Source organism: Pseudomonas sp. S150, from assembly GCF_004526365.1.
GTDB classification, from domain to species: domain Bacteria; phylum Pseudomonadota; class Gammaproteobacteria; order Pseudomonadales; family Pseudomonadaceae; genus Aquipseudomonas; species Aquipseudomonas putida_A.
In genome coordinates, this window is the sequence record NZ_CP038207.1 from 1,210,847 (window position 1) to 1,234,488 (window position 23,642).

General features: G+C 62.4%; 21 protein-coding genes and 1 pseudogene. 2 read left to right on the forward strand and 20 right to left on the reverse strand.

Translation table 11 applies throughout. From position 1 onward, the window contains the following. The first annotated feature begins 179 nt into the window (after window positions 1-179). Window positions 180-1,127 (forward strand): DnaJ C-terminal domain-containing protein, encoded by a 948-nt coding sequence (locus E3Z29_RS05570; protein WP_027613553.1) that lies wholly within the window; start codon window positions 180-182, stop codon window positions 1,125-1,127. Between the two features lie 23 nt (window positions 1,128-1,150). Beyond that, complete coding sequence (locus E3Z29_RS05575) at window positions 1,151-1,456, forward strand: chaperone modulator CbpM (RefSeq protein ID WP_027613554.1); 306 nt, start codon at window positions 1,151-1,153, stop codon at window positions 1,454-1,456. A 142-nt stretch (window positions 1,457-1,598) separates the two neighbouring features. Here E3Z29_RS05575 and E3Z29_RS05580 read toward each other — a convergent pair whose 3' ends face one another. The 20 genes and pseudogenes from E3Z29_RS05580 to E3Z29_RS05685 form a co-directional block, all read right to left on the reverse strand. Beyond that, window positions 1,599-2,726, reverse strand: coding sequence for a sensor histidine kinase (locus E3Z29_RS05580; RefSeq protein ID WP_027613555.1), 1,128 nt, complete (start codon window positions 2,724-2,726; stop codon window positions 1,599-1,601). Between the two features lie 147 nt (window positions 2,727-2,873). After that, complete coding sequence (ureC, locus tag E3Z29_RS05585; protein WP_134785318.1) at window positions 2,874-4,574, reverse strand: urease subunit alpha; 1,701 nt, start codon at window positions 4,572-4,574, stop codon at window positions 2,874-2,876. 160 nt (window positions 4,575-4,734) lie between these two features. After that, the gene (locus E3Z29_RS05590) at window positions 4,735-5,040 is read right to left on the reverse strand and encodes an urease subunit beta (protein ID WP_098966985.1); all 306 of its coding nucleotides are present in this window, start codon (window positions 5,038-5,040) and stop codon (window positions 4,735-4,737) included. Next, on the reverse strand, window positions 5,037-5,573 hold the full coding sequence (locus tag E3Z29_RS05595; protein WP_027613558.1) for a GNAT family N-acetyltransferase: 537 nt from the start codon (window positions 5,571-5,573) through the stop codon (window positions 5,037-5,039). The genes E3Z29_RS05590 and E3Z29_RS05595 overlap by 4 nt, the downstream gene beginning before the upstream one ends. A gap of 6 nt (window positions 5,574-5,579) precedes the next feature. After that, the gene (locus E3Z29_RS05600; RefSeq protein ID WP_047600616.1) at window positions 5,580-6,113 is read right to left on the reverse strand and encodes a GNAT family N-acetyltransferase; all 534 of its coding nucleotides are present in this window, start codon (window positions 6,111-6,113) and stop codon (window positions 5,580-5,582) included. A 9-nt stretch (window positions 6,114-6,122) separates the two neighbouring features. Further along, the gene (gene ureA / locus E3Z29_RS05605; protein ID WP_007915951.1) at window positions 6,123-6,425 is read right to left on the reverse strand and encodes an urease subunit gamma; all 303 of its coding nucleotides are present in this window, start codon (window positions 6,423-6,425) and stop codon (window positions 6,123-6,125) included. Window positions 6,426-6,650: 225 nt separating this feature from the next. Further along, on the reverse strand, window positions 6,651-7,490 hold the full coding sequence (locus E3Z29_RS05610; protein WP_134785319.1) for an urease accessory protein UreD: 840 nt from the start codon (window positions 7,488-7,490) through the stop codon (window positions 6,651-6,653). A 30-nt stretch (window positions 7,491-7,520) separates the two neighbouring features. After that, window positions 7,521-8,219, reverse strand: a complete 699-nt coding sequence (gene urtE, locus E3Z29_RS05615; protein ID WP_098966990.1) for an urea ABC transporter ATP-binding subunit UrtE — start codon at window positions 8,217-8,219, stop codon at window positions 7,521-7,523. A gap of 133 nt (window positions 8,220-8,352) precedes the next feature. Beyond that, window positions 8,353-9,223 (reverse strand): annotated as a pseudogene (urtD, locus tag E3Z29_RS05620) (urea ABC transporter ATP-binding protein UrtD). Further along, entirely contained in the window at window positions 9,220-10,299 is a 1,080-nt protein-coding gene (gene urtC, locus E3Z29_RS05625; RefSeq protein ID WP_098966991.1) for an urea ABC transporter permease subunit UrtC, read from the reverse strand. The pseudogene urtD and the gene urtC overlap by 4 nt, the downstream one beginning before the upstream one ends. Further along, window positions 10,299-11,801: an urea ABC transporter permease subunit UrtB gene (urtB, locus tag E3Z29_RS05630; protein WP_134785320.1), complete on the reverse strand. Its 1,503-nt coding sequence runs from the start codon at window positions 11,799-11,801 to the stop codon at window positions 10,299-10,301. Before urtB ends, urtC begins: the two co-directional genes overlap by 1 nt. Before the next feature lie 237 nt (window positions 11,802-12,038). Then, complete coding sequence (gene urtA, locus E3Z29_RS05635; RefSeq protein ID WP_134785321.1) at window positions 12,039-13,304, reverse strand: urea ABC transporter substrate-binding protein; 1,266 nt, start codon at window positions 13,302-13,304, stop codon at window positions 12,039-12,041. A 324-nt stretch (window positions 13,305-13,628) separates the two neighbouring features. Then, window positions 13,629-14,639 (reverse strand): iron ABC transporter permease, encoded by a 1,011-nt coding sequence (locus tag E3Z29_RS05640; RefSeq protein WP_134785322.1) that lies wholly within the window; start codon window positions 14,637-14,639, stop codon window positions 13,629-13,631. Continuing rightward, the gene (locus E3Z29_RS05645) at window positions 14,636-15,583 is read right to left on the reverse strand and encodes an ABC transporter substrate-binding protein (protein ID WP_134785323.1); all 948 of its coding nucleotides are present in this window, start codon (window positions 15,581-15,583) and stop codon (window positions 14,636-14,638) included. The genes E3Z29_RS05640 and E3Z29_RS05645 overlap by 4 nt, the downstream gene beginning before the upstream one ends. Continuing rightward, window positions 15,580-16,368: an ABC transporter ATP-binding protein gene (locus E3Z29_RS05650; protein ID WP_134785324.1), complete on the reverse strand. Its 789-nt coding sequence runs from the start codon at window positions 16,366-16,368 to the stop codon at window positions 15,580-15,582. The genes E3Z29_RS05645 and E3Z29_RS05650 overlap by 4 nt, the downstream gene beginning before the upstream one ends. 219 nt (window positions 16,369-16,587) lie before the next feature. Then, entirely contained in the window at window positions 16,588-18,711 is a 2,124-nt protein-coding gene (locus E3Z29_RS05655; RefSeq protein ID WP_134785325.1) for a TonB-dependent siderophore receptor, read from the reverse strand. 219 nt (window positions 18,712-18,930) lie between these two features. Next, on the reverse strand, window positions 18,931-20,310 hold the full coding sequence (locus E3Z29_RS05665) for a PepSY domain-containing protein (RefSeq protein WP_134785327.1): 1,380 nt from the start codon (window positions 20,308-20,310) through the stop codon (window positions 18,931-18,933). A 177-nt stretch (window positions 20,311-20,487) separates the two neighbouring features. Next, window positions 20,488-22,608, reverse strand: coding sequence for a TonB-dependent copper receptor (locus tag E3Z29_RS05675; RefSeq protein ID WP_134785328.1), 2,121 nt, complete (start codon window positions 22,606-22,608; stop codon window positions 20,488-20,490). Window positions 22,609-22,693: 85 nt separating this feature from the next. After that, window positions 22,694-23,140: a DUF2946 domain-containing protein gene (locus E3Z29_RS05680; protein WP_134785329.1), complete on the reverse strand. Its 447-nt coding sequence runs from the start codon at window positions 23,138-23,140 to the stop codon at window positions 22,694-22,696. 21 nt (window positions 23,141-23,161) lie between these two features. Continuing rightward, complete coding sequence (locus tag E3Z29_RS05685) at window positions 23,162-23,641, reverse strand: copper chaperone PCu(A)C (protein ID WP_134785330.1); 480 nt, start codon at window positions 23,639-23,641, stop codon at window positions 23,162-23,164. Window position 23,642 lies beyond the last annotated feature (1 nt).

Below are 23,642 nucleotides of genomic sequence, written 5' to 3' on the forward strand. Positions count from 1 at the left end.
GCCCCAAACTTGCTGGCATGGGCCGGCAGACATACCGGCGGTCGCAAGAACCGTCGTCCACTGCCGATAAACTTCTGCTGCGCCACCCGGTCACAAAGTTGAGATCGGTCAACCCGGCACGCGCGAATGAGCGCATGCTGGCCTCGGCGCGAAATCGATAACGGATGGTGATTCCTTCGATGGACTTCAAAGACTATTACAAGATACTCGGCGTGGAGCCGACAGCGGACGACAAGGCGATCAAGGCTGCCTATCGCAAGCTGGCGCGCAAATACCACCCCGATGTCAGCAAGGAAAAAGATGCCGAGGCCAAGTTCAAGGACGCCTCGGAAGCCTATGAAGCGCTGAAAAGCGCCGACAAGCGCGCCGAATATGACGAGCTGCGCCGTTATGGCCAGCACGGTCAGCCGTTCCAGGGCCCGCCGGGCTGGCAGAGCCGTGGCGGTTTTGGCGGCGGCGGTGGCGACACCGGCGACTTTTCGGACTTCTTCAGTTCGATCTTCGGCAATCGCGGCGCCGGTTTCGGTGGCGACGGTCGGCAACAACGCAGTGCAGGGCGCCGAGGGCAAGACGTGGAAATGGAACTGCCGGTCTTCCTTGAGGAGACCCTGTCGGACGAGTCGAAGAAGGTCAGCTTCCAGGTCCCGCAATACAACGCCAACGGTCAGCACGTCAGCAACACCAGCAAGAGCCTGAACGTGAAGATCCCGGCGGGCGTCACCGACGGCGAGCGCATCCGCCTCAAAGGGCAGGGCGCACCGGGCATCGGTGGCGGGGCCAATGGCGACCTGTACCTGACCATTCGCTTTGCGCCGCATCCGAAATTCGATGTCGAAGGCGAAAACCTGATCATCACCCTGCCATTGGCACCGTGGGAGCTGGCGTTGGGCGCTGAAGTGGCCGTGCCGACCCTGACCGGCAAGATCAACCTCAAGGTTCCGGCCGGCAGCCAGAATGGCCAGCGCATGCGCGCCAAGGGTCATGGCTTGAAAAACAAGGCCGGTGAGCGTGGTTATCTGTTCGTGCAGCTCAAGGCCGTGATGCCGAAAACCTCGGACGACGAGGTCAAGGCGCTGTGGCAGGAACTGGCGAAAAAAGCCGCGTTCAACCCAAGAGAGAACTTCTGAATCCGACGACGGAGTAGCCCATCATGAGCAGCCCCCTGATCGTTCAACTGGACATGGCAGAATTCTGTGAGGCGGCCGATCTGTCGGACGTCTACGTGATCGAAATCGTCGAACACGGCATCCTCGAACCTCAGGGCGCGCAGCCCCGGGAATGGCGGTTCACCGACTACGAGCTGAGCCTGGCCAAGCGCGCCGCGAAGTTGCGGCGCGAGCTGGAGCTGGAGTGGGAGGGCGTCGCCCTGGCACTTGATCTGCTGGATGAAGTGAAGGAACTGCGAGCCGAGAATCGCATGCTGCGCCAGCGGTTGGGGCGTTTGGTGGTCGAATAGTTTTACCGTTGGTTTTTGAGTGTCTTTGCCGGCCCCTTCGCGAGCAAGCCCGCTCCCACATTCGACCGCGGTTTTCCAGTTGAAAAGCAGTCAAATGTGGGAGCGGGCTTGCTCGCGAAGAACGATTACGCGGTAAGCCTGCTTAAACCTTTCTCGGCAACACCACACTGAACAACGTCCCGTCAGCCTCGCTCGAGCTGACATCGATCGTCCCGCCATGGGCGGTCACCACTTCCTTGACGATAAACAAGCCCAACCCGAGGCTGGTCGACGGCTGCCCGAGTTCTTCGTCGGCGCTGCGCACCAGCGGGTCGAAAATCGTACCGATCGCCTCTTCGGAAATCGGTGTGCCGTAGTTGTGCACCGACAGGCACACGTGGTCGCCCTCGCCACGCAGATCGAGGGTCACGTCGCGCTGGTTGGCACCGTGCTGCAAGGCATTGCCGATCAGGTTTTGCAGTAACTGGTCGATCCGTCCGGCGTCCCACACGCCGCTGGTGTCACCGTGTACGGTGAGCCTGGGATCGGATTGCGGTTGACCGGCGCAGGCTTCGGCGATCGCCGCTCGCGCCGCAACGGCAAGATCCATCGGTGCCGGCTCGATCGGCAGGCTACGGCCCAGACGACTGCGCACCAGTTCCAGCAGATCGCTGACCATCGTCGCCATGTGCCGCGCGCCACGCTTGATGTGCTGGGCGCAGGCCAGGGCATCGCCTTCAAGGCTGGATTTGCGCAGCAGCAGTTCGGTGGACATGCTCACCGCCTGCAGCGGCGCACGCAGGTCATGGCCGAGGATGGCGAGGAAAATGTCCCGCGAGCGATTGACCTGCTCGGCGTAGGCCGCGGTGGATTCGGCCAGTGCCTCGTCGATGGCTTCGTTGAAACGGATCATGTCCTGAAAATAGGTCATGTCCGGCGATTCAAGGCTGTTGACCCACAGGCGGATCACGCAGGCACGCAAATGGCGGAATTCACTGGTCATCTGCACCAGGTCAAAACCGACGGTGTGGCGCAGTTCGCCATGGCTGGCGCCGGCCTCGTCCAGGCTCGGGGTCTTTTCCGGGCCTTCGCCCTTGGCTTTGGCAGCCTGTTCGGCGGGGCTTTGCGGCTTGTTCATGTCGCGGGCGGCGGCCCGCAGAATCTCGCTGGCGTGATCGCGCAGCGCAGTGGAATCCAGATAGTCGGCGGCCGGCGTGATGGTCGCGGCGAACTGTTCCCACTCATCGACGATAGGGTCGATATTGGCCACGATGAACTCGGAAAGACGCATGGGCAGTTCCTGAAAAAAGGCGGAGCGAATCGAATATTAGCCCCTTTGGCGGGAAATACACGACCGTTTGCACAGTGCTTTTCCAGCGACATGAAAAAGGCCCCGGGATCGTGCGCAAGACACGAAACCGGGGCCTTTTGCCGTGCGTCAGAACAGGAAGTAGCGCTGAGCCATCGGCAGGGTCTCGGCCGGTTCACACCACAGCAGCACGCCGTCAGCCTTGACCTGATAGGTCTGCGGATCGACGTCGATGTTCGGCAGGTAATCGTTGTGGATCAGGTCGGTTTTCTGTACGTCGCGGCAGCCTTTGACCACGCTGATTTTCTTCTTCAGGCCCAATGCCTCGGGCAACCCGGCCTCCTGCGCGGCCTGACTGATGAACGTCAGGCTGGTAGCGTGCAGCGAGCCGCCGTAACTGGCGAACATCGGGCGGTAGTGCACCGGTTGCGGGGTTGGAATCGACGCGTTGGCGTCGCCCATCAGACTGGCGGCGATGGCGCCACCCTTGAGGATCAGCGTCGGTTTCACACCGAAGAACGCCGGACGCCAGAGCACCAGGTCGGCCCATTTGCCAACTTCGATCGAACCCACTTCATGGCTGATGCCATGGGTGATCGCCGGGTTGATCGTGTACTTGGCGATGTAGCGCTTGGCGCGGAAGTTGTCGTTGCCTTCGCCGTCCTGCGGCAGCGGGCCGCGCTGCTTTTTCATCTTGTCAGCAGTCTGCCAGGTGCGTGTGATGACTTCGCCGACGCGGCCCATGGCCTGGCTGTCGGAGCTGATCATTGAAAACGCGCCGAGGTCGTGGAGGATGTCTTCGGCGGCGATGGTTTCGCGGCGGATACGGCTTTCGGCGAACGCCACGTCTTCGGCGATGCTCGGGTCGAGGTGGTGGCAGACCATCAGCATGTCGAGGTGTTCGTCGATGGTGTTGCGGGTGAACGGCCGGGTCGGGTTGGTCGAGCTCGGCAGCACGTTAGGAAAACCGCAGGCCTTGATGATGTCCGGCGCATGACCGCCGCCGGCACCTTCGGTGTGATAGGTGTGAATGGTGCGGCCCTTGAACGCGCCGAGGGTGGTTTCGACGAAACCCGATTCGTTGAGGGTGTCGGTGTGGATCGCCACCTGCACGTCGTACTGGTCGGCGACGCTCAGGCAGTTGTCGATGCTCGCCGGGGTGGTACCCCAGTCTTCGTGCAGTTTGAGGCCGATGGCGCCGGCCTTGACCTGCTCGATCAGCGGCTCCGGCAGGCTGGCGTTGCCCTTGCCGGTGAGGCCGATGTTCATCGGGAACGCGTCGGCGGCCTGCAGCATCCGCGCCAGGTGCCACGGCCCGGAGGTGCAGGTGGTGGCGTTGGTGCCGGTCGCCGGCCCGGTGCCGCCGCCGATCATGGTGGTGACACCGCTCATCAGCGCTTCTTCGATCTGCTGCGGGCAGATGAAGTGGATGTGCGTGTCGATGCCGCCGGCAGTGAGGATCATGCCTTCACCGGCGATCACCTCGGTGCTGGCGCCGATGGCGATGGTCACGTTCGGTTGCACGTCCGGGTTGCCGGCCTTGCCGATCGCGGCGATACGCCCGTCCTTGAGGCCGACGTCGGCTTTGACGATGCCCCAGTGGTCGATGATCAACGCGTTGGTGATCAGCGTGTCGACCACTTCGGCGGCGAGCAGTTGGCTCTGGCCCTGGCCGTCGCGGATGACTTTGCCGCCGCCGAATTTGACTTCTTCGCCGTAGGTGGTGAAGTCCTTTTCGACTTCGATCCACAACTCGGTGTCCGCTAGGCGCACCTTGTCGCCAACGGTGGGGCCGAACATGTCGGCGTAGGCTTGTCTGGAAATCTTCATGTGTTCGCCTTGGAATTCAATGGTCTTTGAGGCTGTTCGCTGCGCTCACAGATTCGCGAGCAAGCCCGCTCCCACAATTGACCGCATTTCAACTGAAGGAACGCGGTCGAATGTGGGAGCGGGCTTGCTCGCGAAGGGGCCAGAGCAGACACCGCATTACTTAGAGATCACCCATGACCCGCCCGGCAAAGCCGAACACCCGGCGATGCCCGGCGTACTCCACCAGCTCGACCTCGCGGCTCTGCCCCGGTTCGAAGCGCACCGCGGTGCCGGCCGGGATATTCAGGCGCATGCCACGGCTGGCCGCGCGATCAAAGGTCAGCGCGTCGTTGGTTTCGAAAAAGTGATAGTGCGAACCGACCTGGATCGGTCGGTCGCCGCTGTTGGCGACTTTCAGGCTGAGGGTGCGGCGGCCGACATTCAGTTCGATGTCGCCGGGCTGGATCTGGTACTGGCCGGGAATCATGGCCGGGCTCCTTGCAGAATCTTGTAGTAGAGGGCGGTCGGGCGATACGTGCCGTGCGGGTCGCAGGCGTAGTCGGGAATTTCGCCGGCGCGGGTGTAACCCAGGGCCTTGTAGAAATCTTCGGCGGGGGAGCCAGCCTCGGTGTCGAGGTAGAGCATGCCGCGCTTGTGCTTGGCCGCTTCGAGCTCCAGCGCATTCATCAATTGCTGGCCGAGGCCGCGTCGCCGCGCCTGTTCACGCACCAGCAGCTTCTGCACCTCGGCACGATTGAGGCCGTTGGCCTTCTGGCACAGGCCCAACTGCACGCTGGCCTGCACCTCTTCATCCTTGACCACCACCCAGAGCAACACGCTGCCCTTGTTCACTTGTTGCTGCACTTCATCGAAATAGGCGCGGGCCTGCGCGGCATCGAGATCGGCCATGAAGCCGACGCTGGCGCCATAACCCACGGCGTCGAGCAGCAGATCAATCAGGCCCTGACGATAGTGCGCAAAACTTTCCGCATTGACGCGTCGCAGTTGGGCGGGGTTCATCGCGTGTCACTCCTTGTTGGCGACCGGCGGCTGGGCGCCAGGATTGAGGGTCAGTTGCATGAAGGTCAGATCGAGCCAGCGACCGAACTTGGTGCCGACTTGCGGCATTTGTCCGGTGATGCTGAAACCGGCGCGTTCATGCAGACGAATGGAAGCGGCGTTGCCACTTTCGATGGCGGCGACCATCACATGCTTGTCGCAGGCTTTGGCCCGCTCGATCAGCACGCTCATCAATTGCGGGCCAAGGCCATTGCCGCGCTGGTCGCTACGGACATAGACCGAGTGTTCGACGGTATGGCGAAAACCGTCGAACGGCCGCCAGTCGCCAAAGGAAGCGTAGCCGAGCACAACGTTGTCGGCGTCGACGATCACCAGAATCGGGTAGGCCTGGGCCTGACGGGCGCTGAACCACGCCTGGCGGTTGCCGAGGTCGACCGCCGATTCGTTCCAGATCGCCGTGGTGTTGAGCACCGCGTCGTTGTAGATGTCGCGGATTGCAGGGAGGTCGGCGTGCAGGGCATCGCGAATGGTGTAGGTCATGGCGCGGCCTCAGACGATCGGTTGGTGGACGGTGACCAGTTTGGTGCCGTCGGGAAACGTCGCTTCGACCTGGATCTCCGGGATCATTTCCGGGATGCCTTCCATCACCTGCTCGCGGCTGAGCAGGGTGGTGCCGAAGTGCATCAGCTCGGCCACGGTCTGGCCGTCACGGGCGCCTTCGAGCAGCGCGGCGGAGATGTAGGCCATGGCTTCCGGGTAGTTGAGTTTCACACCTCGGGCCAGTCGGCGTTCGGCGACGAGGCCGGCGGTGAAGATCAACAGCTTGTCTTTTTCGCGTGGGGTCAGGTCCATTGCGGGTATCCATCAGGGCAGTTTTGTGAGGTTCTTGCGGGCGTGGGGGCCAGTTAGAGCCATCCCTCACCCTAGCCCTCTCCCGGAGGGAGAGGGGACTGATTTCGGTCGTTTGTCGAGGCCGGTCCAGTCAGTCAATATTTTTCGAGAATGCAAATTTCCTTCCAGACAACCTGGTCAGGCTCCTTCTCCCTCCGGGAGAGGGCGGGGGGTGAGGGTGGCTTTTCAAGTGCTCCAGATTCTCGGTGATACCGCTTCGCGGCCGAGCAGGGCCGGGCGCAGCAGGCGCCACAGGTCGATCAGCCAGGCGCGGGCCAGCAGTGCCTCGCTCGCCAGGCAACGGGCCACCAACAGCCCCGGCAACTGGGTCAGATCACCGCGCACCTCATGGCCCAGCGAGCGGCAACGCTCCAGCAGTTCGGCGTCGATTTCACCGCTCACCAGCAGCGTCGCAAACACCGGGTGGCCATCCAGGCCAATGGGCGAGTCGAGCAGGCCGTCATTGCCGCTGAGGCGCTGGCGCTCATGCCAGAGCAAGCGGCCGTCGCGGCGAATATCCAGGTGCGCCTGGAAATGTCCGAGGTCGAAGCGCTCGCCACTGGCCGGGCGACCCAGCGCCACCACGTCCCAGTAGAACAGTCGTGCATCGCCCTCAAGCTCGATCGCGGTGGTGAGCTCAGCCTGGGCGGCGCTGTAGACGATGGTTTCCTGCGGCAGCCATTCGAGCGTCGCGCCGGCCGCCACTTTCAGGTCGAGCCGCTGATACGCCGGCCCTGCCGCGCGATACCACTTGGCCGCGCCGGGGCTGGTGATCTGCGCCCAGGCGTCTGCTTCGACGCGGGCGCTGATGTTCAGCCGGTCACCGCCGGCGATCCCGCCGGGCGGGTGGACGATGATGTGCTGGCAGACCTCGGGGCCTTCGGCATACAGGTGCTTTTGCACGCGCAGCGGGCCGAGATGCCGGCGCTGAACCGGGCGCGTACAGTCGCCGAAGCGGGCGTAGGCCAGCTCCAGCTCGGCGTGCCAGCTCGGGGTAAACAGGGCAGTGGGAAGCGGTAAGTTCATGGTTTGTAATTATCGTTAGGAAGCTACAGATTAAATTGTTACCAGACCTCGTACACCCTCGGCCTCCATATTTTCGCCGCGCCCCTGTTGCACGATCTCGCCCCGGGACATCACCAGGTACTGATCGGCCAGCTCGGCGGCGAAGTCGTAGAACTGCTCAACCAGCAAAATCGCCATGTCGCCCCGCGCCGCGAGCTTCTTGATCACCGCGCCGATCTCCTTGATCACCGAGGGCTGGATGCCTTCGGTGGGCTCGTCGAGGATCAGCAAACGCGGACGACTGGCCAGGGCGCGACCGATAGCCAGCTGCTGTTGCTGACCGCCGGACAGGTCACCGCCGCGGCGCTGCTTCATTTGTAGCAGCACCGGGAACAATTCGTAGATGAAACCTGGGACTTCTTTCGCTTCGCTGCCGGGAAACCGTGACAGGCCCATCAGCAGATTTTCTTCCACCGTGAGCCGGCCGAAGATTTCCCGGCCCTGTGGCACATAGGCGATCCCGGCGTGTACACGCTGGTGCGGCTTGAACGTGGTAATCGGTTGGCCTTCCCAATTCACCACACCTTCCTTGGCCGGCAACAGGCCCATCAGGCATTTGAGCAGGGTGGTCTTGCCCACGCCGTTGCGCCCGAGCAGGCAGGTGACTTCGCCGACTTTTACGTCGAATGAGAGGCCACGGAGGATGTGGCTACCGCCGTAGTACTGGTGCAGCTTGTCGACTTGCAGCATTCTCAAAAATCTCCTCAAATCCCCCTGTGGGAGCGGGCTTGCTCGCGAATGCGGTGGATCAGTCGCCATCAACTTGAATGGCACACCGCATTCGCGAGCAAGCCCGCTCCCACATTGGAAAGGTGTTTGCAGTTCAACGGCCGAGATAGACCTCGATCACCCGCTCGTTTTCCTGCACCTGCTCCAGCGAGCCTTCCGCCAGCACGCTGCCCTGATGCAGCACCGTCACATGGTCGGCAATCGAGCCAACGAAGCCCATGTCGTGCTCGACCACCATCAGCGAATGCTTGCCGGCCAGGCTCTTGAACAGCTCGGCGGTGAATTCGGTTTCGGCGTCGGTCATGCCCGGCCACCGGTTCGTCGAGCAGCAACAGTTGCGGGTCTTGCATCAGCAACATGCCGATCTCCAGAAACTGCTTCTGGCCGTGTGACAGCAAGCCCGCCGGGCGATTGACCGAGGTGGTCAGGCGGATGGTCTCCAGCACTTCGCTGATGCGATCGCGCTGCTCGCCGCTCAGGCGTGCGCGCAAACTGGCCCACACCGACTTGTCGGTCTTCTGCGCCAGCTCCAGATTCTCGAACACGCTGAGCGCTTCGAACACTGTGGGTTTCTGGAACTTGCGGCCGATCCCGGCCTGGGCGATCTGCACTTCGCTCATCTGCGTCAGATCGAGGGTTTCGCCGAACCACGCCTTGCCGTGGCTGGGGCGGGTCTTGCCGGTGATGACGTCCATCAGCGTGGTCTTGCCTGCGCCATTGGGGCCGATGATGCAGCGCAGTTCGCCGACACCGATGTACAGGTTCAGATTGTTCAGCGCACGGAAGCCGTCGAAGCTGACGCTGATGTCTTCCAGGGTCAGGATCGTGCCGTGGCGGGTGTCGAGGCCCGGGCCGACGCGTTGGCCGAGGCCGATCGAGTCACGGCTGGTGCCTTCGTCCTTGTTCGGTTCCACGGGGAAGAACGCCGGTTCGAGCATGAATTCAGCACTCGCAGTGACTCTCATTGTTCACCTCGTTTCTTCAGCAGGCCGATCACGCCTTTGGGCAGATACAACGTCACGACGATGAACAGCGCGCCGAGGAAGAACAGCCAGTATTCGGGGAAAGCCACGGTGAACCAGCTCTTCATGCCGTTGACCACACCGGCACCGAGCAACGGCCCGATCAGCGTGCCGCGACCGCCGAGGGCGACCCACACTGCCGCTTCGATGGAGTTGGTCGGCGACATTTCGCTGGGGTTGATGATCCCCACCTGCGGTACATACAACGCCCCGGCCAGACCGCACAGCACCGCGCTCAAGACCCAGACGAACAGCTTGAAGCCGCGCGGGTCGTAGCCGCAGAACATCAGGCGGTTTTCCGCATCGCGCAGCGCGGTCAGCACCCGGCCGAACTTGCTCTGCGCCAGACGCCAGCCGATGAACAGACTCGCCACCAGCAGCAACACGGTCGCCAGAAACAGCACCGCGCGGGTGCCCGGCTCAGTGATGCCGAAACCGAGAATCGTGCGGAAATTGGTGAAACCGTTGTTGCCGCCGAAGCCGGTCTCGTTGCGAAAAAACAGGAGCATCCCGGCGAAGGTCAGGGCCTGGGTCATGATCGAGAAATACACACCCTTGATCCGCGAACGGAAGGCGAAGAAGCCGAACACCAGCGCCAGCAAACCCGGTGCCAGCACCACCAGACACATCGACCAGATAAAACTGCTGGTGCCGCTCCAGTACCACGGCAGGTCGGTCCACGACAGAAAGGTCATGAACGCCGGCAAACCATCACCGGCGGCCTGACGCATCAGGTACATGCCCATCGCATAACCGCCGAGGGCGAAGAACAGGCCGTGGCCCAGCGACAGCAGCCCGGCGTAGCCCCAGACCAGATCCAGCGCCAGAGCGACGATCGCGTAGCAGAGGATTTTGCCGACCAGCGTCAGGGTGTAGGCCGAGACATGCAGCGCGCTGTCCGCCGGCAACAGCGAGAGCAACGGTAGAGCGATCAGCAGCGCGAGGATCACCGCGCCGATGGCAAGGGTGACTTTCGGCCCGGCTTTTTGCGTGGCCGTGACAAGTAGAGGCTGGTTCATCAGTCGATCACCCGTCCTTTCAGTGCGAAGAGGCCTTGCGGACGTTTCTGGATGAACAGAATGATCAGCGCGAGGATCAGGATCTTGCCGAGTACCGCACCGATCTGCGGTTCGAGAATCTTGTTGGCGATGCCCAGCCCGAACGCGGCGAGCACGCTGCCGGCGAGTTGCCCGACGCCACCGAGCACCACCACCAGGAATGAGTCGATGATGTAGCTCTGACCCAGATCCGGGCCGACGTTGCCGATCTGGCTCAGCGCCACGCCACCGAGGCCGGCGATGCCCGAGCCGAGGCCGAAGGCGAGCATGTCGACGCGCCCGGTCGGCACGCCGCAGCAGGCAGCCATGTTGCGGTTCTGCGTGACCGCTCGCACGTTGAGGCCGAGGCGGGTCTTGTTCAGCAGCAGCCAGGTCAGCACCACCACGAACAAAGCGAAAGCGATGATCACGATGCGGTTGTACGGCAGCACCAGATTCGGCAGCACCTGAATCCCGCCGGACAGCCACGCCGGGTTCGCTACTTCAACGTTCTGCGCGCCGAACAGCAGGCGCACCAACTGGATCAGCATCAGGCTGATGCCCCAGGTGGCGAGCAGGGTTTCCAGCGGGCGGCCGTAGAGATGACGAATCACCGTGCGTTCCAGCGCCATGCCGATCGCCGCTGTGACAAAGAACGCCACCGGCAGCGCGATCAGCGGGTAGAACTCGATGGCATGCGGTGCGTAACGCTGGAACATCAGCTGCACCACGTAAGTCGAGTAAGCGCCGAGCATCAGCATCTCGCCATGGGCCATGTTGATCACCCCGAGCAGGCCGAAGGTGATCGCCAGACCGAGGGCCGCGAGCAGCAGGATCGAGCCGAGCGACATGCCGCTGAAGGCTTGACCGAGTACTTCGCCGATCAGCAGTTTGCGCTTGACCTGCGCCAGACTGGTTTCGGCGGCGGTGCGCACCCCGGCATCGCTTTCGACGCCGGGTTCGAGCAGACCCTCGAGGCGGGTGCGGGCCAGCGGATCGCCGGTTTCACCCAGCAGGCGTACGGCAGCCAGACGCACCGCCGGATCGCTGTCGACCAGTTGCAGATTGGCCAGCGCCAGGCTCAGGGCGGCATGGACGTTCTCGTCTTTTTCGCCAGCCAGTTGCTGGTCGAGGAATTTCAGCTGCGCGGGTTTCGCGCTTTTCTGCAATTGCTGCGCGGCAGTCAGACGGGTTTTGGCGTCGGCGGCGAGCAATTGGTGGCTGGCCAACGCGGTGTCGATCAGACCCCGCAGGCGGTTGTTCAGACGCAGGGTTTTTGGCTGGCCGTCGATGATCAATTCGCCTTGTTGCAGGGCGTTGATCAGCTCGACACGCGCCGGCTCGGGCTGCGCGGCCCAGGCTTCCAGCAGTTTGGCCTGTTGCACCGGGTTGGCGGCGACGAAGTCTTCGGCGTCGCCGGCAAAGGCAGTCATCGGCAACAGCAGTGCGATGGCGAGGATGAAGCGGTAAAGGGTAGTCGGCATAAAGAGTCGCCTTGCGCGGACTAATGGTGGGCACAGTCTTTGTGGCGAGGGGATTCATCCCCGATCGGCTGCGAAGCAGTCGCAAAAACAGTCGCCGCGATTCACAGGTACATCGCGCCTGTAGCATTTGGGGTCGCTTCGCGACCCATCGGGGATGAATCCCCTCACCACAAAATATTGTTCCCACAGGGGGATCGAGTCGGCCTCACGCCAGGCGCGAGGCCGACACCCAATGGCTCAGTTGCTCTTCACCGCATAATCCGGCTTCTTGTCGTTGCCATCGATAAACGGACTCCACGGTTGCGCGCGGATCGGCCCTTCGGTCTGCCACACGACGTTGAACTGACCGTCAGCCTGGATCTCGCCGATCATCACCGGTTTGTGCAGGTGGTGATTGGTCTTGTCCATGGTCAGGGTGTAACCGGACGGTGCGGCGAAGGTCTGGCCAGCCAGTGCTTCGCGAACCTTGTCGACGTCGGTGGACTTGGCTTTCTCCGCCGCTTGCGCCCACATGTGGATGCCGACGTAAGTGGCTTCCATCGGGTCGTTGGTCACCGCTTTGTCGGCGCCCGGCAGGTTGTGTTTCTTCGCGTAGGCCTTCCAGTCAGCGACGAACTTCTTGTTCACCGGGTTCTCCACGGACTCGAAGTAGTTCCACGCCGCAAGGTTGCCCACCAGCGGTTTGGTGTCGATGCCGCGCAGCTCTTCTTCACCCACCGAGAACGCCACCACCGGTACGTCGGTAGCTTTCAGGCCCTGGTTGGCCAGCTCTTTGTAGAACGGCACGTTGGAGTCGCCGTTGACCGTGGAGATCACAGCAGTCTTGCCGCCAGCGGAGAATTTCTTGATGTTGGCGACGATGGTTTGATAGTCGCTATGACCGAACGGGGTATAGACCTCTTCGATGTCCTTGTCGGCCACGCCTTTGGAGTGCAGGAACGAGCGCAGGATCTTGTTGGTGGTGCGCGGATAGACGTAGTCGGTGCCGAGCAGGAAGAAGCGCTTGGCGCTGCCGCCTTCTTCGCTCATCAGGTATTCAACGGCAGGGATCGCTTGCTGGTTCGGCGCGGCGCCGGTGTAGAACACGTTTGGCGACATCTCTTCGCCTTCGTACTGCACCGGGTAGAACAGCAGGCCGTTGAGTTCTTCGAACACTGGCAGTACCGATTTACGTGATACCGAGGTCCAGCAACCGAACACCACGGCGACTTTGTCCTGAGTCAGCAACTGCCGGCCCTTCTCGGCGAACAGCGGCCAGTTCGACGCCGGGTCGACAACCACCGGTTCGAGCATCTTGCCGTTCACGCCGCCCTTGGCGTTGATCTCGTCGATGGTCATCAGCGCCATGTCTTTGAGCGATGTTTCGGAGATCGCCATGGTCCCGGACAACGAATGCAGAATCCCCACCTTGATGGTCTCGGCGGCCTGGACAGTCCAGGTCATGCCCATCGCGGCAATGGATGCCGAGAGTGTGAAAGCCTTGATCAAACTGCGACGCTTCATTGTGCGATCTCCATGAACGTTAAAGTTTTTTATGGTTGGCAGATGCGGACGACTGAAGGTGTGTTTTGCAAGGGCTGTGCCCGGTCGGGATCGGGCAGGAAAATGTCGGTTTAGAGCGGTTCCGCGCGGGTGGGGTGCACCATGAAGGGACGCGGAGAGAGCGTTGGTGCAAGCGGCCGCGCCAGATTGGGGCGCGATTTCAAGGACAACACTGTCCCCTGTAGGAGTGAGCCTGCTCGCGATAGCGTTCTGTCATCCGCATTGATGTCGAATGTGTCGCCGTCATCGCGAGCAGGCTCACTCCTACAAGTTGATTGTGCTGGATCAGCGGCGGCGCATCAGTCCGATGAAGAACAGACCGCCGATAGCCGCGGTGGCAACGCCGATGGGCAGGTCTTCCGGCGCGATCAGGGTTCGTGCGGCGACATCGACCCACACCAGAAACAGGCTGCCGAGCAGTACGCAGGCCGGCAGCAATCGGCGGTGTTCGGCACCGACCAGACGCCGGGCAATGTGCGGCACCATCAGCCCGACAAAACCGATCGAGCCGCTGATCGACACCAGCACCCCGGTCATCAAGGACGCGATCACAAACACCCGCAAACGCACCGCGCGGGCATTCAGACCGAGGGTCACGGCAGTCTGTTCGCCTGCCATCAGTGCGTTCAACGGTCGGGCCATACCCAGCAGCAAACCGAGGCCGAGCAGCACGCTCAGCGCCGGCACTGTCAGCAACTCCCAACGCGCCAGGCCAAGACCGCCGAGCATCCAGAACATCACCGCCGAGCTGGCGCGATGGTCGCCCATGAACAGCAGCAGGTTGGCGATTGCCATCATCACGAACGACACCGCCACGCCGCACAGCAGCAACCGGTCGCTGTCGAGCCGACCCTGACGGTTGGCAATGCCCAGCACCAGAAACATGCTCAGCAATGCACCGATGAACGCGGCAATCGGCAGGGTCAGCAGGCCGACGATTTCACCGATGTGCAGCACCACGATCACGGCGCCGAGGGTCGCGCCGGAGGTGACGCCGAGCAGGTGTGGATCGGCCAGTGGGTTACGCGTCACCGCTTGCAGCACCGCGCCAATCAACGCCAGCCCGGCACCGACCAACGCCCCGAGCAACATGCGCGGCACACGGATCAGCCAGACAATGTGCTCCTGCCCGGCGCTCCAGCTCACCTCGCCGAAACCGAAGGTCTTGTGCAGCAGAATCCGCCAAACCACCTCCACCGGCACCCGCGCCGGACCAAAACCGAGCGAGACCACGCACGACATCAGCAACAGGGCACCGAGGGCGATCAGCAACAAGGCGTAGCGACGGTCGATCATTCGCCGTGGAATCCTTTGGCCAGGGTTTCCACCGCCAGCACGTTATCGATCCCCGGCGTGGCCTGCACGTAAGGGATGACGATGAAGCGCTGGTTCTTGATCGCATCGACCGATTGCAGCGCCGGGTTCTTCAGCAGAAATTCGATCTTCTGTTCAGCAGTGATTTCGCTGTAGTCGACGATCACGATCACCTGCGGATTGCGCTCGACCACGGTCTCCCAGTTGACCCTCGTCCAGCTCGCGTCGACGTCGTCGAGAATGTTGCGCCCGCCTGCAGCATCAATCAGCGCCTGCGGCATGCCGAGACGCCCGGAAGTCATGGCGCGGTCTTCACCGCTGTCGTAGAGAAACACGCGCGGCTTGTCGGCGGGCAGGTCTTTGCGGATCTCGGCGACCTGATTCTGCATGTCGGCGATCAGTGCGTTGGCGCGATCCTGCACGTCGAAAATCTTCCCCAGATTGCGCAGGTCGTTGTAGGTGTCGTCCAGCGTCGCCGCCGGACGCTTCATCACGAAGGCGCAGGACTCGGTCAGCTCATACACGTTGATGCCCAGCGGTTGCAGGGTCTGCGGCGTGAGATCGCCGCCGACGCGCATGCCGTAATCCCAGCCGGCGAAGAAGAAATCGACGTTGGCGTTGAGCAGGGTTTCCACCGACGGATATTTCGCGGCCAGCTCCGGCAAACCGTCGAGCAGCGACTGCATCGCGGGCGTCACCGACTTCCAGCCGCTGACGCCGCTGTAACCGGCCATGCGTGATTTGAGGCCGAGGGCGAGCATCATCTGGGTCATGTTGATGTCGTGGCTGACCGCGTGCTTCGGCGCCTCGTTGAAGGTCACTTCGCGGTTGCAGCTGTGGATGGTCAGCGGGTATTTCGTGGCTTCGGCCAAGGCTTGAGCACTGCACAACAAATGAGCGACACAAAGCAGGGAACGCACAGTCATGGTCGGGTTATCCAGGTGATTCGCGGGTAGCCGTGAAGAGGGTGGGAATCGATCAACGCCTCGACGCCGAACACTTCGCGCAGCAGCTCGGTGGTCAGTACTTCTTGCGGCGTGCCGCTGGCGACGATCCGCCCGTGGTTGATCACGTACAGTCGGTCACAGAACGCGGCGGCCAGGTTCAGGTCGTGAATGCTGGCGAGGGTGCCGATCTGCAGACGTTTGACCAGTTGCAGCAGTTCGAGCTGATAACGCGGGTCGAGGTGGTTGGTCGGCTCGTCGAGGATCAGCAGTTGCGGTTGCTGAGTCAGGGCGCGGGCAAGGATCACCCGCTGCTTCTCACCGCCGGACAGGGTGGCGAACGCATGGTCTTCGAAGCCGTCGAGGCCGACGGATTTGAGCGCTTGCGTCGCCAGATTGCGATCTTCCAGCGTGTCGCCATCGAACAGGCCTTTGTGCGGCGTGCGGCCCATGGCGACCACTTCTTCGACGGTCAGGCCAAAGGCATCGGGGAATTCCTGCAGGACCACGGCGATGCGCTTTGCGCACCAGCGCGAGGATTGCTTCCATACGTTGTGATGATCGAGTCTGACCTCACCGCTTTCCGGCTGACTGAAGCGATAAGCGCAGCGCAGCAGGCTGGTCTTGCCGCTGCCGTTGGGGCCGATCAGCCCGACGAACTCACCGGCGGCCACCTGCAACGAGGCGTCACGCAGCTGGAACTGGTGATGGCAGTGGCCGTGGCCCAGAGGTGTCCAGGCGAGGTGGGTGAGGGTGAGTGACGTCATAGGGCGTTCGGTGTGTTCTCGATTTCGTGTTTTTTCGGTAGATCCATCCCCCTCACCCCAGCCCTCTCCCCAGAGGGGGCGAGGGGGAAAGGGAGCCGATCTTCATGCGTTTCAAAACTGAGTTCGACTCGGACTTTCAAGTCGGTGCAACTTGCCCAAACACCTCGGTCAGTTCCCTCTCCCTCCGGGAGAGGGCTAGGGTGAGGGCGCAATCTTCAATCAAAAAGTGTAATCAGCGGTGACGAAGAACGATCTCGGCTCGCCGAGAATCCACTGCTGGCCCGCATTGTATTGGCTTTGTGCGTACTGGCGGTCAAACAGATTGTTCACCTGCAGGCCCAGCGTGGTGTTGCGCAAGGCTTGCCACGACAGCGTCGCATCGACCACGGTGTAACTCGGCAGCTCGTTGCGGTTGGCCATGTCGGCGTAACGCGCATCGACATAACGCACGCCGGCCCCGGCCTTCAGATCATCACTGAGGTTTTTGTTCAGCCACAGATTGGCGGTGCGCCGTGGTACATCCACCGGGCGATTGCCGTTGTACGACAGGGTTTGCCCGTCGACCACTTCGGAGAAGTCATCGTACTTGGCCTTCACAATCGCCGCGTTGGCCTGCAGTTGCCAGGCGTGCGGCAGTTGCAGATCAAGGCTGGCTTCCAGGCCGTTGGACGATTGCTGGCCGACTTGCTGCTTGAGCGTGGGGTTGCCCGGATCGTCGGTCAGCAGTTTCTTTTTGACGATGCGATAGGCCGCCAGGGTGAACTCGCCGCGTTGATCCCAGAGCAACTGCTTCATGCCGACCTCGGTCTGGCGCGCGGTCGACAGGTCGTATTGCTGCTGGCTCGGACTGAGGGATATCAGGCCGCCGATGCCGTCGGTGCTGGTCGCGACCTGACCGTAGAACGAAGTCTCGGGCGTGAGGGCAAACACCAGTCCGGCCTTCCAGTTGTTGCCGGTCAGGGTCTTGTCGCTCTGGCTGTCGTCGATCAGATTGTTGCGATCAACGTGCACGTAATCACGGCGCACGCCGGTCACCAGCGACCAGCGCTCGCTCAATTGCGTGCGGTTTTCCGCAAACACTGACATCTGTTTGGTGGTGCTGTCGAACTGGTCGCGATACGGGTTGGCGCTTTCGAAATAGCCCGGCTGCGGGTGATACAGATCCAAGGGCTGACCGTTGGGCAGCACGTCGTTGAACGGCGAGTTGCTGTTGAGCTGGAAGCGGATGCGGTTGTAATCGACGCCGGTCACGGTCTGGCTGTCGAGGCCGAACAGCGAGTGCTTGAAGGTGAAGGTCTGGCGGTCGCCGACCTGCTCCTGCTGGTGGCCGATGCCGAAGTAGCCACTGCGGCTGAGCTGTTGCGTGGCGGTGTCGAAGTTGTAGTTTTCGGCGTTCTGCCAGCGGCGCTGGGCCTTGAGGTAGTACAGCTCGTTGCTGGCACTGACGGCGTCGTTGATCTGCCAATCGGTGGTCAGGCGCGTCCACTGATCGTTGTAGTGCTGTTGGTCGTCACGCACGTTGTAGTTCTTGTTGCGCACGCTGTCCTTCAACTGGCCGTTGATCAGTGGCGTGCCGAAGTAATTCTGCGGACGCTGGTCGCCGTAGTCGTGGGCGAGGGTGAACGCCAGCTCATCAGTGGCTTGCCAGCGCAGCGCGGCGCTGATGAAGTCGCTTGATGAGTCACCGCGATCGATCCAGCTGTTGCTGCGCAGACGATTGAGATTGAGGCGATAGCTCAGGGTGTCGCTCAGCGAGCCGCCGCTGTCGAACGCCTGCTGCTGACTGTCGTAGGAACCGTAGCCGAGGCGCAGGTGATTTTCTATTTCGCCCTCGAACGGCTTCTTCGGAATCACGTTGACCACCGCACCGGTCGCGCCTTCGCCGTACAGCACCGAGGCGCGGCCGCGCAGTACGTCGACGCGCTGCACCGCCCAGGTGTCGACCGGAAAGGTCACGGTGCCCATGCCGGTGTACATCCGATTGCCGTCATACAACTGCATCACCGAACTCTGCCCGGTAAAACCGCGTGCCTGCAACGAGGTGCCGCCATCGCCCGGGGTGCCGGTACGGCTGATGCCGGTGCTGCGTGACACCGCGTCCTGCACGCTGCGATCGCCACGGGCGCGAACCTGCTCGCCGCTGAGGCTTTCGACGCTGGCCGGAGTTTCCATGGCCGTCAGGTTCAGGCGCGAGCCGGCGGTGGTCGGCGTGGTCAGGCTGACACTTTCTTCGTCAACCGCAGGCGCGGAGATGGTGCCGGTGGGCAGCGTCAGCGGCTGGCCATCAGCGTTGGCGTTGTTCAGGGCGAACAGGCAGAGGCTGGACAAGAGGTACTTGTTCATCGGGACGGTGAATCACTTCTTCAAAAGAAAGCCCGCAACTTTTGGTGGCGGGCAGAGCGGCAATTGTGGGAGCGGGCTTGCTCGCGAAGAGGGCGTGTCAGGCACCCTGTTCGTTGCATGACACTGCGCCTTCGCGAGCAAGCCCGCTCCCACAGGAATCTGCCGGAGTTTAAGCCCCGGCAGTTTAAAGATCTGTCTGAAACGCGCATCTCGCCTGCTTCACGTTGAAGTTGAGGCAGATTCAGCTTGGCGGCCCAGACGCGACAAGAGCAGCCGATCCAGCAGCCAGACCAGCACCAGCGAAGCGCCCACCAGCGGAAAGATCACTGCCAGAGCGAGCATGATCGCCACGCCGGTTTTCCATTTCGGCAGATCATGGCGCAGCGGCGGTACGCCGAACTTGCCCTGCGGACGCCGCTTCCACCAGATCACCACACCGCTGACGGCGCTGAGCAGAATCATCAGGCAGATCAGCAGCACGACGATCTGGTTGAAGGTGCCGAACATCTTGCCTTCGTGCAGCATCACGCCGATTTCCGTGGCCCGCGCCACTGCGCCGTACTGCTCGAAACGCACATCGGCGAGGACCTTGCCGGTGTACTGATCGACATGCAGGGTCGCGTCGTTGCGCGGGTCGTCGGCGAACACGGCGATGGTGAACACGCCGGTCGCGGTGGTTGGCAGGGTGATGCTGTAGCCGGGTTCGACCTTGCGTTCAATGGCGATGTTCTGCACCTCTTGCAGGCTGATCGCGGGGGCGGCGGGGCCGTGTTGCATGCCGCCGTGGGCCATGTGTTCGGCGTGGTCGCCGGACATCGGCATCGGCGTGTTTTCCATCGCCCACGGCACGGTCTGGCGCGCGGCGTTATTGAGGCTGCCGGCCTCGACGTCGGAGGTCGGCACGTTGTTCCACATCGCCGCCGGGAACACGTTCCACACCTGCGCATATTGCTTGCCCCAGAAGCCGGTCCAGGTCATGCCGCTGAGCAGCATCACCAGCAGCAATGCCGCGCCCCAGAACCCGGTGACCGCGTGCAGATCACGCCACAACACCCGACCGCGACTGTTCAGGCGTGGCCACAGAATCCCGGCGGCCTGACCCCGCGGCCACCACAGAAACACCCCCGACACCACCAGCACCACGCCCCAACCGGCGGCGAGTTCGATCAGACGATCACCCACCGTGCCGATCATCAACTCGCCGTGAATGGCGCGGGCGATGGCTTGCAGATTTTTCTTCGCATCCTGCTCGCCGAGAATGTCGCCGTGGTACGGATCGATGAATACGTTGAGTTCATGACCCTCATTCTTGACGACAAACTGAGCACTGCGTTCGGCGTTGGCCGGCGGCAGGTATTGGCTGATCTGACCCTGTGGATAAGCGCTCTTGACCCGTTGCAGCAGATCATCGGCCGGCACTGTGTGATGCGCGGCCGGGACGTTGAGCAGGCTGCTGTACATCAGTGAGTCGAGTTGCGGTTTGAACAGGTAGATGATGCCGGTCAGGGCCAGCATCACCATGAAGGGCGCGACGAATAGGCCGGCATAGAAATGCCAGCGCCAGGCCAGGTTGTAGAAGTTCGGTTTGGGCTTTTGCATCACGTTTGCTCCGCTTGGCTTGGATCTTTTAGTTGTTCTGTATGGGGAGTTTCACCACTGCACTCCTGTGGGAGCGGGCTTGCTCGCGAAAGCGTCGTGTCAGGCGCCACCCATGCTGGATGTACCGCCGTCTTCGCGAGCAAGCCCGCTCCCACAAGGGCAGGGCGTGCCGCTCGGTTAGAAACTCATATCGACCTTGGTCCAGAGCGTGCGCCCCGGTTCATTGATCGCTTGCGGGTCGTTGGCCGGGTAGCCGAAACCGGCGTTACCCGCCAGGTTCAGGTGCTCGGCGTAAGCCTTGCCGAACAGGTTGTCGACGCCGGTGCTGACCTTCCAGTTCTTGTTGATCCGGTAGGCGCCGTTGAGCGAGAACACGCCAAAGCCGCCGCTCTTGTCGTAGTCCTTGCCGACCACGTTGCCCTTGTTCTGGTCGATGCGGTTTTGTGCCGCGACCACGCGCCACAGTGCTCCGGCGCTCCAGTTGTCTTCGCTGTAGGTCAGGCCGAAGCGCGCATCCAGCGGCGGCATTTGCGGCAGGGCTTTGCCGTCGCTGCTGTTCTTGCCCCAGGCGTAAGCCAGGGTCGCGTCGGCTTTCCAGTTATCGGTGAGTTTGTAGGCGGCACCGAGCTCGCCACCCATGATCCGCGCGTCGATGTTTTCCGCGCGCGATGTGCTCATGCCCATCATCGTTGGCGTGTAGTCGAACAGGATGTAGTCGCGCACCACACCGATGTAGCCCGAGGCCCAGGCTTCGAGTTCGGCGGTCTTGTAGTTCACGCCGAAGTCGAACTGGGTGGTCTTTTCCGGTTTGATCGAGTCGAACGCATTCAGCGAACCGGCCGGGCCGGACTTCGGTGAAAACAGCTCCCAGTAATCCGGGAAGCGCTGCGCGTGACCGAGGCCGGCGTACAGCGTGGCCGGGTTGTCAGCGAGGTCATGCTCGTAACGCACGAAGCCGCTTGGCAGGGTGTCGGCGCGGGTCTCGTCGGCGGTCGGATTTGGCCGGCTCATCATTCCCGAACCAATGCGCTGCCGGTAATCCTTGGCCGAAGCACGGTCGACCCGGGCGCCAGTGATCAGGCGATCACGGTCGGCGGCGTACCAGGTCATTTCGCTGAACACGCCGTAGTTATGGAAATCGGCGTCCTTGGTGTACGGCTGATCCTTGTAGGTGTCGATGCCCATGCCACTGCGCTGGCGGTGTTCGTTGGTCTGCGCATCGAGACCGGTGATCAGTTGGATGTCGGCCCAGCGCCAGGTTGCCTTGATCCGCGCGCCGAGGGTGCGCCGGTCGACGTTGGACGCCATGGGCCCGGCCATCATCCCGGTGCCGGATGGCGTGCGCAGGGTGTAGTTGTCCATCACGTGGTCGGCGTAGTTGTAGTAGACCTGTGCTTCGAGTTTCTCCAGCACGTCGGTGATGTTGGATTTTTCGAAGCGCAGGCCGAGGCTTTCGCGCAGGAACTGCGAACCGTCCATGCCGCGCCCGGCGTAGCGCGCTTCGCCATCGCCCTTGCCGGCGGTGAGTTCGATCAGGGTGTCGGCGTCCGGGGTCCAGCCGACGGCGATGTCACCGTTCCATTTGTCGTAGCGCGAGGCAACGATGTCGTTGTTGCCGTCGCGATAGTCGTCGGAGTGCGCGGTATTGCCGATTACCCGTACGTAGCCCAATGGCCCGCCGGCAGCGGCGTCGACGACCTTGTCGAAGCGTCCGTTGGAGCCGGCCAGCACGCTGGCATTCACCCGCGTGCCGAGTTCGCCGAAGCTTTCCGGCTCACGATCGAACAGCACCGTACCGGCCGATGCACCCGGTCCCCAGAGCACGGTTTGCGGGCCCTTGATCACCGTGAGTTTGTCGTAGGTTTCCGGCGAGATGTACGAGGTCGGCGCGTCCATCCGCCCCGGGCAGGCGCCGAGCAGCATGCTGCCGTTGGTGAGAATGTTCAGGCGCGAACCGAACATCCCGCGCAGCACCGGATCACCGTTGGTGCCGCCATTGCGCACCAGGGCGAAGCCGGGAATGGTCTTCAGGTAATCGCCGCCGTCACTGGCCGGCACCGGCTGACGCGGATCCTTGGGGTTGGTGACGATGGTCAACGGCGAGCTGGGGGCGATCGCGGTAATCACCGTCGGACTCAGTTCTTCGTTGTGCCCGGCGTGGTCATCGGCCAGCCCCAGCGGCGACAGCAGGACGCCGCAAAGGACGGCGGTGGCGTGCGAGAAACCAATGCGCGATGCGTTCAGCGCGAAAGACGCCTGGGCAGAACCCGAGCGTGGAACAGCAGAAAACCTGGACATGACAATTTCCATCAAACAGTCGTAAACGACACGGCCGGCAGCCTGAAGCTGTCTTCTCAACCGTGTGCAATCAAAGGTGCGGTGTTTACGCCGTGATGGGCGGGGCGCGGGTGCGGGCGCCGGGGAAGAAGGTCTGCCGGGCATGGCCCAGACGCGGGGAGGGCGGGGTGAAGGTGTTGACGTGGGCAATGCTGAACGTGGCGAACGTGCCGCCACCGGTCAGCGCCGGGCAATTGAACAGCAGGCTGCAATAACCGCACTTTTCCCATAGGGCGTGGTGCGAGGACTGTGGCGGGCAGTGTTCGGCAGCCGGTTGTGCGCCGTGCGCGGCGTGATCCATGCCCGGCATGTCCATCGCCATGTCCATGCTCATCGGCATGGAAGTCGAGGCGTGCTGATCCATCGGCATCGACTGAGAAATCAGCGGGCCGATGAAGATCATCAACATGGCGAACAGGGCGATCCAGCTACCGCGGGTCAGAGTCTGGCTCTGGCGATGCAGGTGGGATGCCCCGGCGCGTTGCAGGCGCACGGGCGTGGTCAGCCGGATCGGTTACTGGGCGTGATCGTGTGCCTGGGTATCTTGCGGAGGTTTCTTCTGCACCGCGACTTCGACGGTGACGTTACCGGCCTTCTCGAAATGCAGGGTCAGCGGGAAGCGTTTGCCGTCGCTGAGCAGGCTGCGGTCTTTCGGGTTGAGCAGCATCACGTGATAGGCCATCGGCGCGAACGTCACCTTGCCGCCGGCCGGAATCACCACGTCGGGCACCTGCTGCATTTTCATCAGGTCGCCCTGCATCACGTGCTCATGCAGTTGCGCTTCGGCGGTGATTGGCGAGTCGACGCTGAGCAGGCGGTCGTCGGTCTTGCCGGGATTGCTGATCACGAAATAAGCGGCGACGGTCGGCGCGTTGGGCGGCAGCTCCTGCGACCACGGATGAGCGATTTCCAGCTCGCCGGCCTTGTATTCGTGGGCATGGGCGAAGCAGGCAGGCAGCAACAGCGCAGCGATGACGATGAGTTTGTTCAACATG

What these genes read in the sequence shown, in the direction of transcription:
- E3Z29_RS05600 (WP_047600616.1), bottom strand. Translation starts at nt 6,113, where the DNA reads ATGACCTACACCATTCGCGATGCCCTGCACGCCGACCTCCCTGCAATC.
- ureA (WP_007915951.1), bottom strand. Translation starts at nt 6,425, where the DNA reads ATGGACCTGACCCCACGCGAAAAAGACAAGCTGTTGATCTTCACCGCC.
- E3Z29_RS05665 (WP_134785327.1), bottom strand. Translation starts at nt 20,310, where the DNA reads ATGCAAAAGCCCAAACCGAACTTCTACAACCTGGCCTGGCGCTGGCAT.
- E3Z29_RS05640 (WP_134785322.1), bottom strand. Translation starts at nt 14,639, where the DNA reads ATGATCGACCGTCGCTACGCCTTGTTGCTGATCGCCCTCGGTGCCCTG.
- E3Z29_RS05610 (WP_134785319.1), bottom strand. Translation starts at nt 7,490, where the DNA reads ATGAACTTACCGCTTCCCACTGCCCTGTTTACCCCGAGCTGGCACGCC.
- E3Z29_RS05595 (WP_027613558.1), bottom strand. Translation starts at nt 5,573, where the DNA reads ATGAACCCCGCCCAACTGCGACGCGTCAATGCGGAAAGTTTTGCGCAC.
- E3Z29_RS05685 (WP_134785330.1), bottom strand. Translation starts at nt 23,641, where the DNA reads ATGTTGAACAAACTCATCGTCATCGCTGCGCTGTTGCTGCCTGCCTGC.
- E3Z29_RS05570 (WP_027613553.1), top strand. Translation starts at nt 180, where the DNA reads ATGGACTTCAAAGACTATTACAAGATACTCGGCGTGGAGCCGACAGCG.
- E3Z29_RS05675 (WP_134785328.1), bottom strand. Translation starts at nt 22,608, where the DNA reads ATGTCCAGGTTTTCTGCTGTTCCACGCTCGGGTTCTGCCCAGGCGTCT.
- E3Z29_RS05645 (WP_134785323.1), bottom strand. Translation starts at nt 15,583, where the DNA reads ATGACTGTGCGTTCCCTGCTTTGTGTCGCTCATTTGTTGTGCAGTGCT.
- E3Z29_RS05650 (WP_134785324.1), bottom strand. Translation starts at nt 16,368, where the DNA reads ATGACGTCACTCACCCTCACCCACCTCGCCTGGACACCTCTGGGCCAC.
- E3Z29_RS05655 (WP_134785325.1), bottom strand. Translation starts at nt 18,711, where the DNA reads ATGAACAAGTACCTCTTGTCCAGCCTCTGCCTGTTCGCCCTGAACAAC.
- E3Z29_RS05580 (WP_027613555.1), bottom strand. Translation starts at nt 2,726, where the DNA reads ATGCGTCTTTCCGAGTTCATCGTGGCCAATATCGACCCTATCGTCGAT.
- urtE (WP_098966990.1), bottom strand. Translation starts at nt 8,219, where the DNA reads ATGCTGCAAGTCGACAAGCTGCACCAGTACTACGGCGGTAGCCACATC.
- urtB (WP_134785320.1), bottom strand. Translation starts at nt 11,801, where the DNA reads ATGCCGACTACCCTTTACCGCTTCATCCTCGCCATCGCACTGCTGTTG.
- E3Z29_RS05575 (WP_027613554.1), top strand. Translation starts at nt 1,151, where the DNA reads ATGAGCAGCCCCCTGATCGTTCAACTGGACATGGCAGAATTCTGTGAG.
- E3Z29_RS05590 (WP_098966985.1), bottom strand. Translation starts at nt 5,040, where the DNA reads ATGATTCCCGGCCAGTACCAGATCCAGCCCGGCGACATCGAACTGAAT.
- urtA (WP_134785321.1), bottom strand. Translation starts at nt 13,304, where the DNA reads ATGAAGCGTCGCAGTTTGATCAAGGCTTTCACACTCTCGGCATCCATT.
- ureC (WP_134785318.1), bottom strand. Translation starts at nt 4,574, where the DNA reads ATGAAGATTTCCAGACAAGCCTACGCCGACATGTTCGGCCCCACCGTT.
- urtC (WP_098966991.1), bottom strand. Translation starts at nt 10,299, where the DNA reads ATGAACCAGCCTCTACTTGTCACGGCCACGCAAAAAGCCGGGCCGAAA.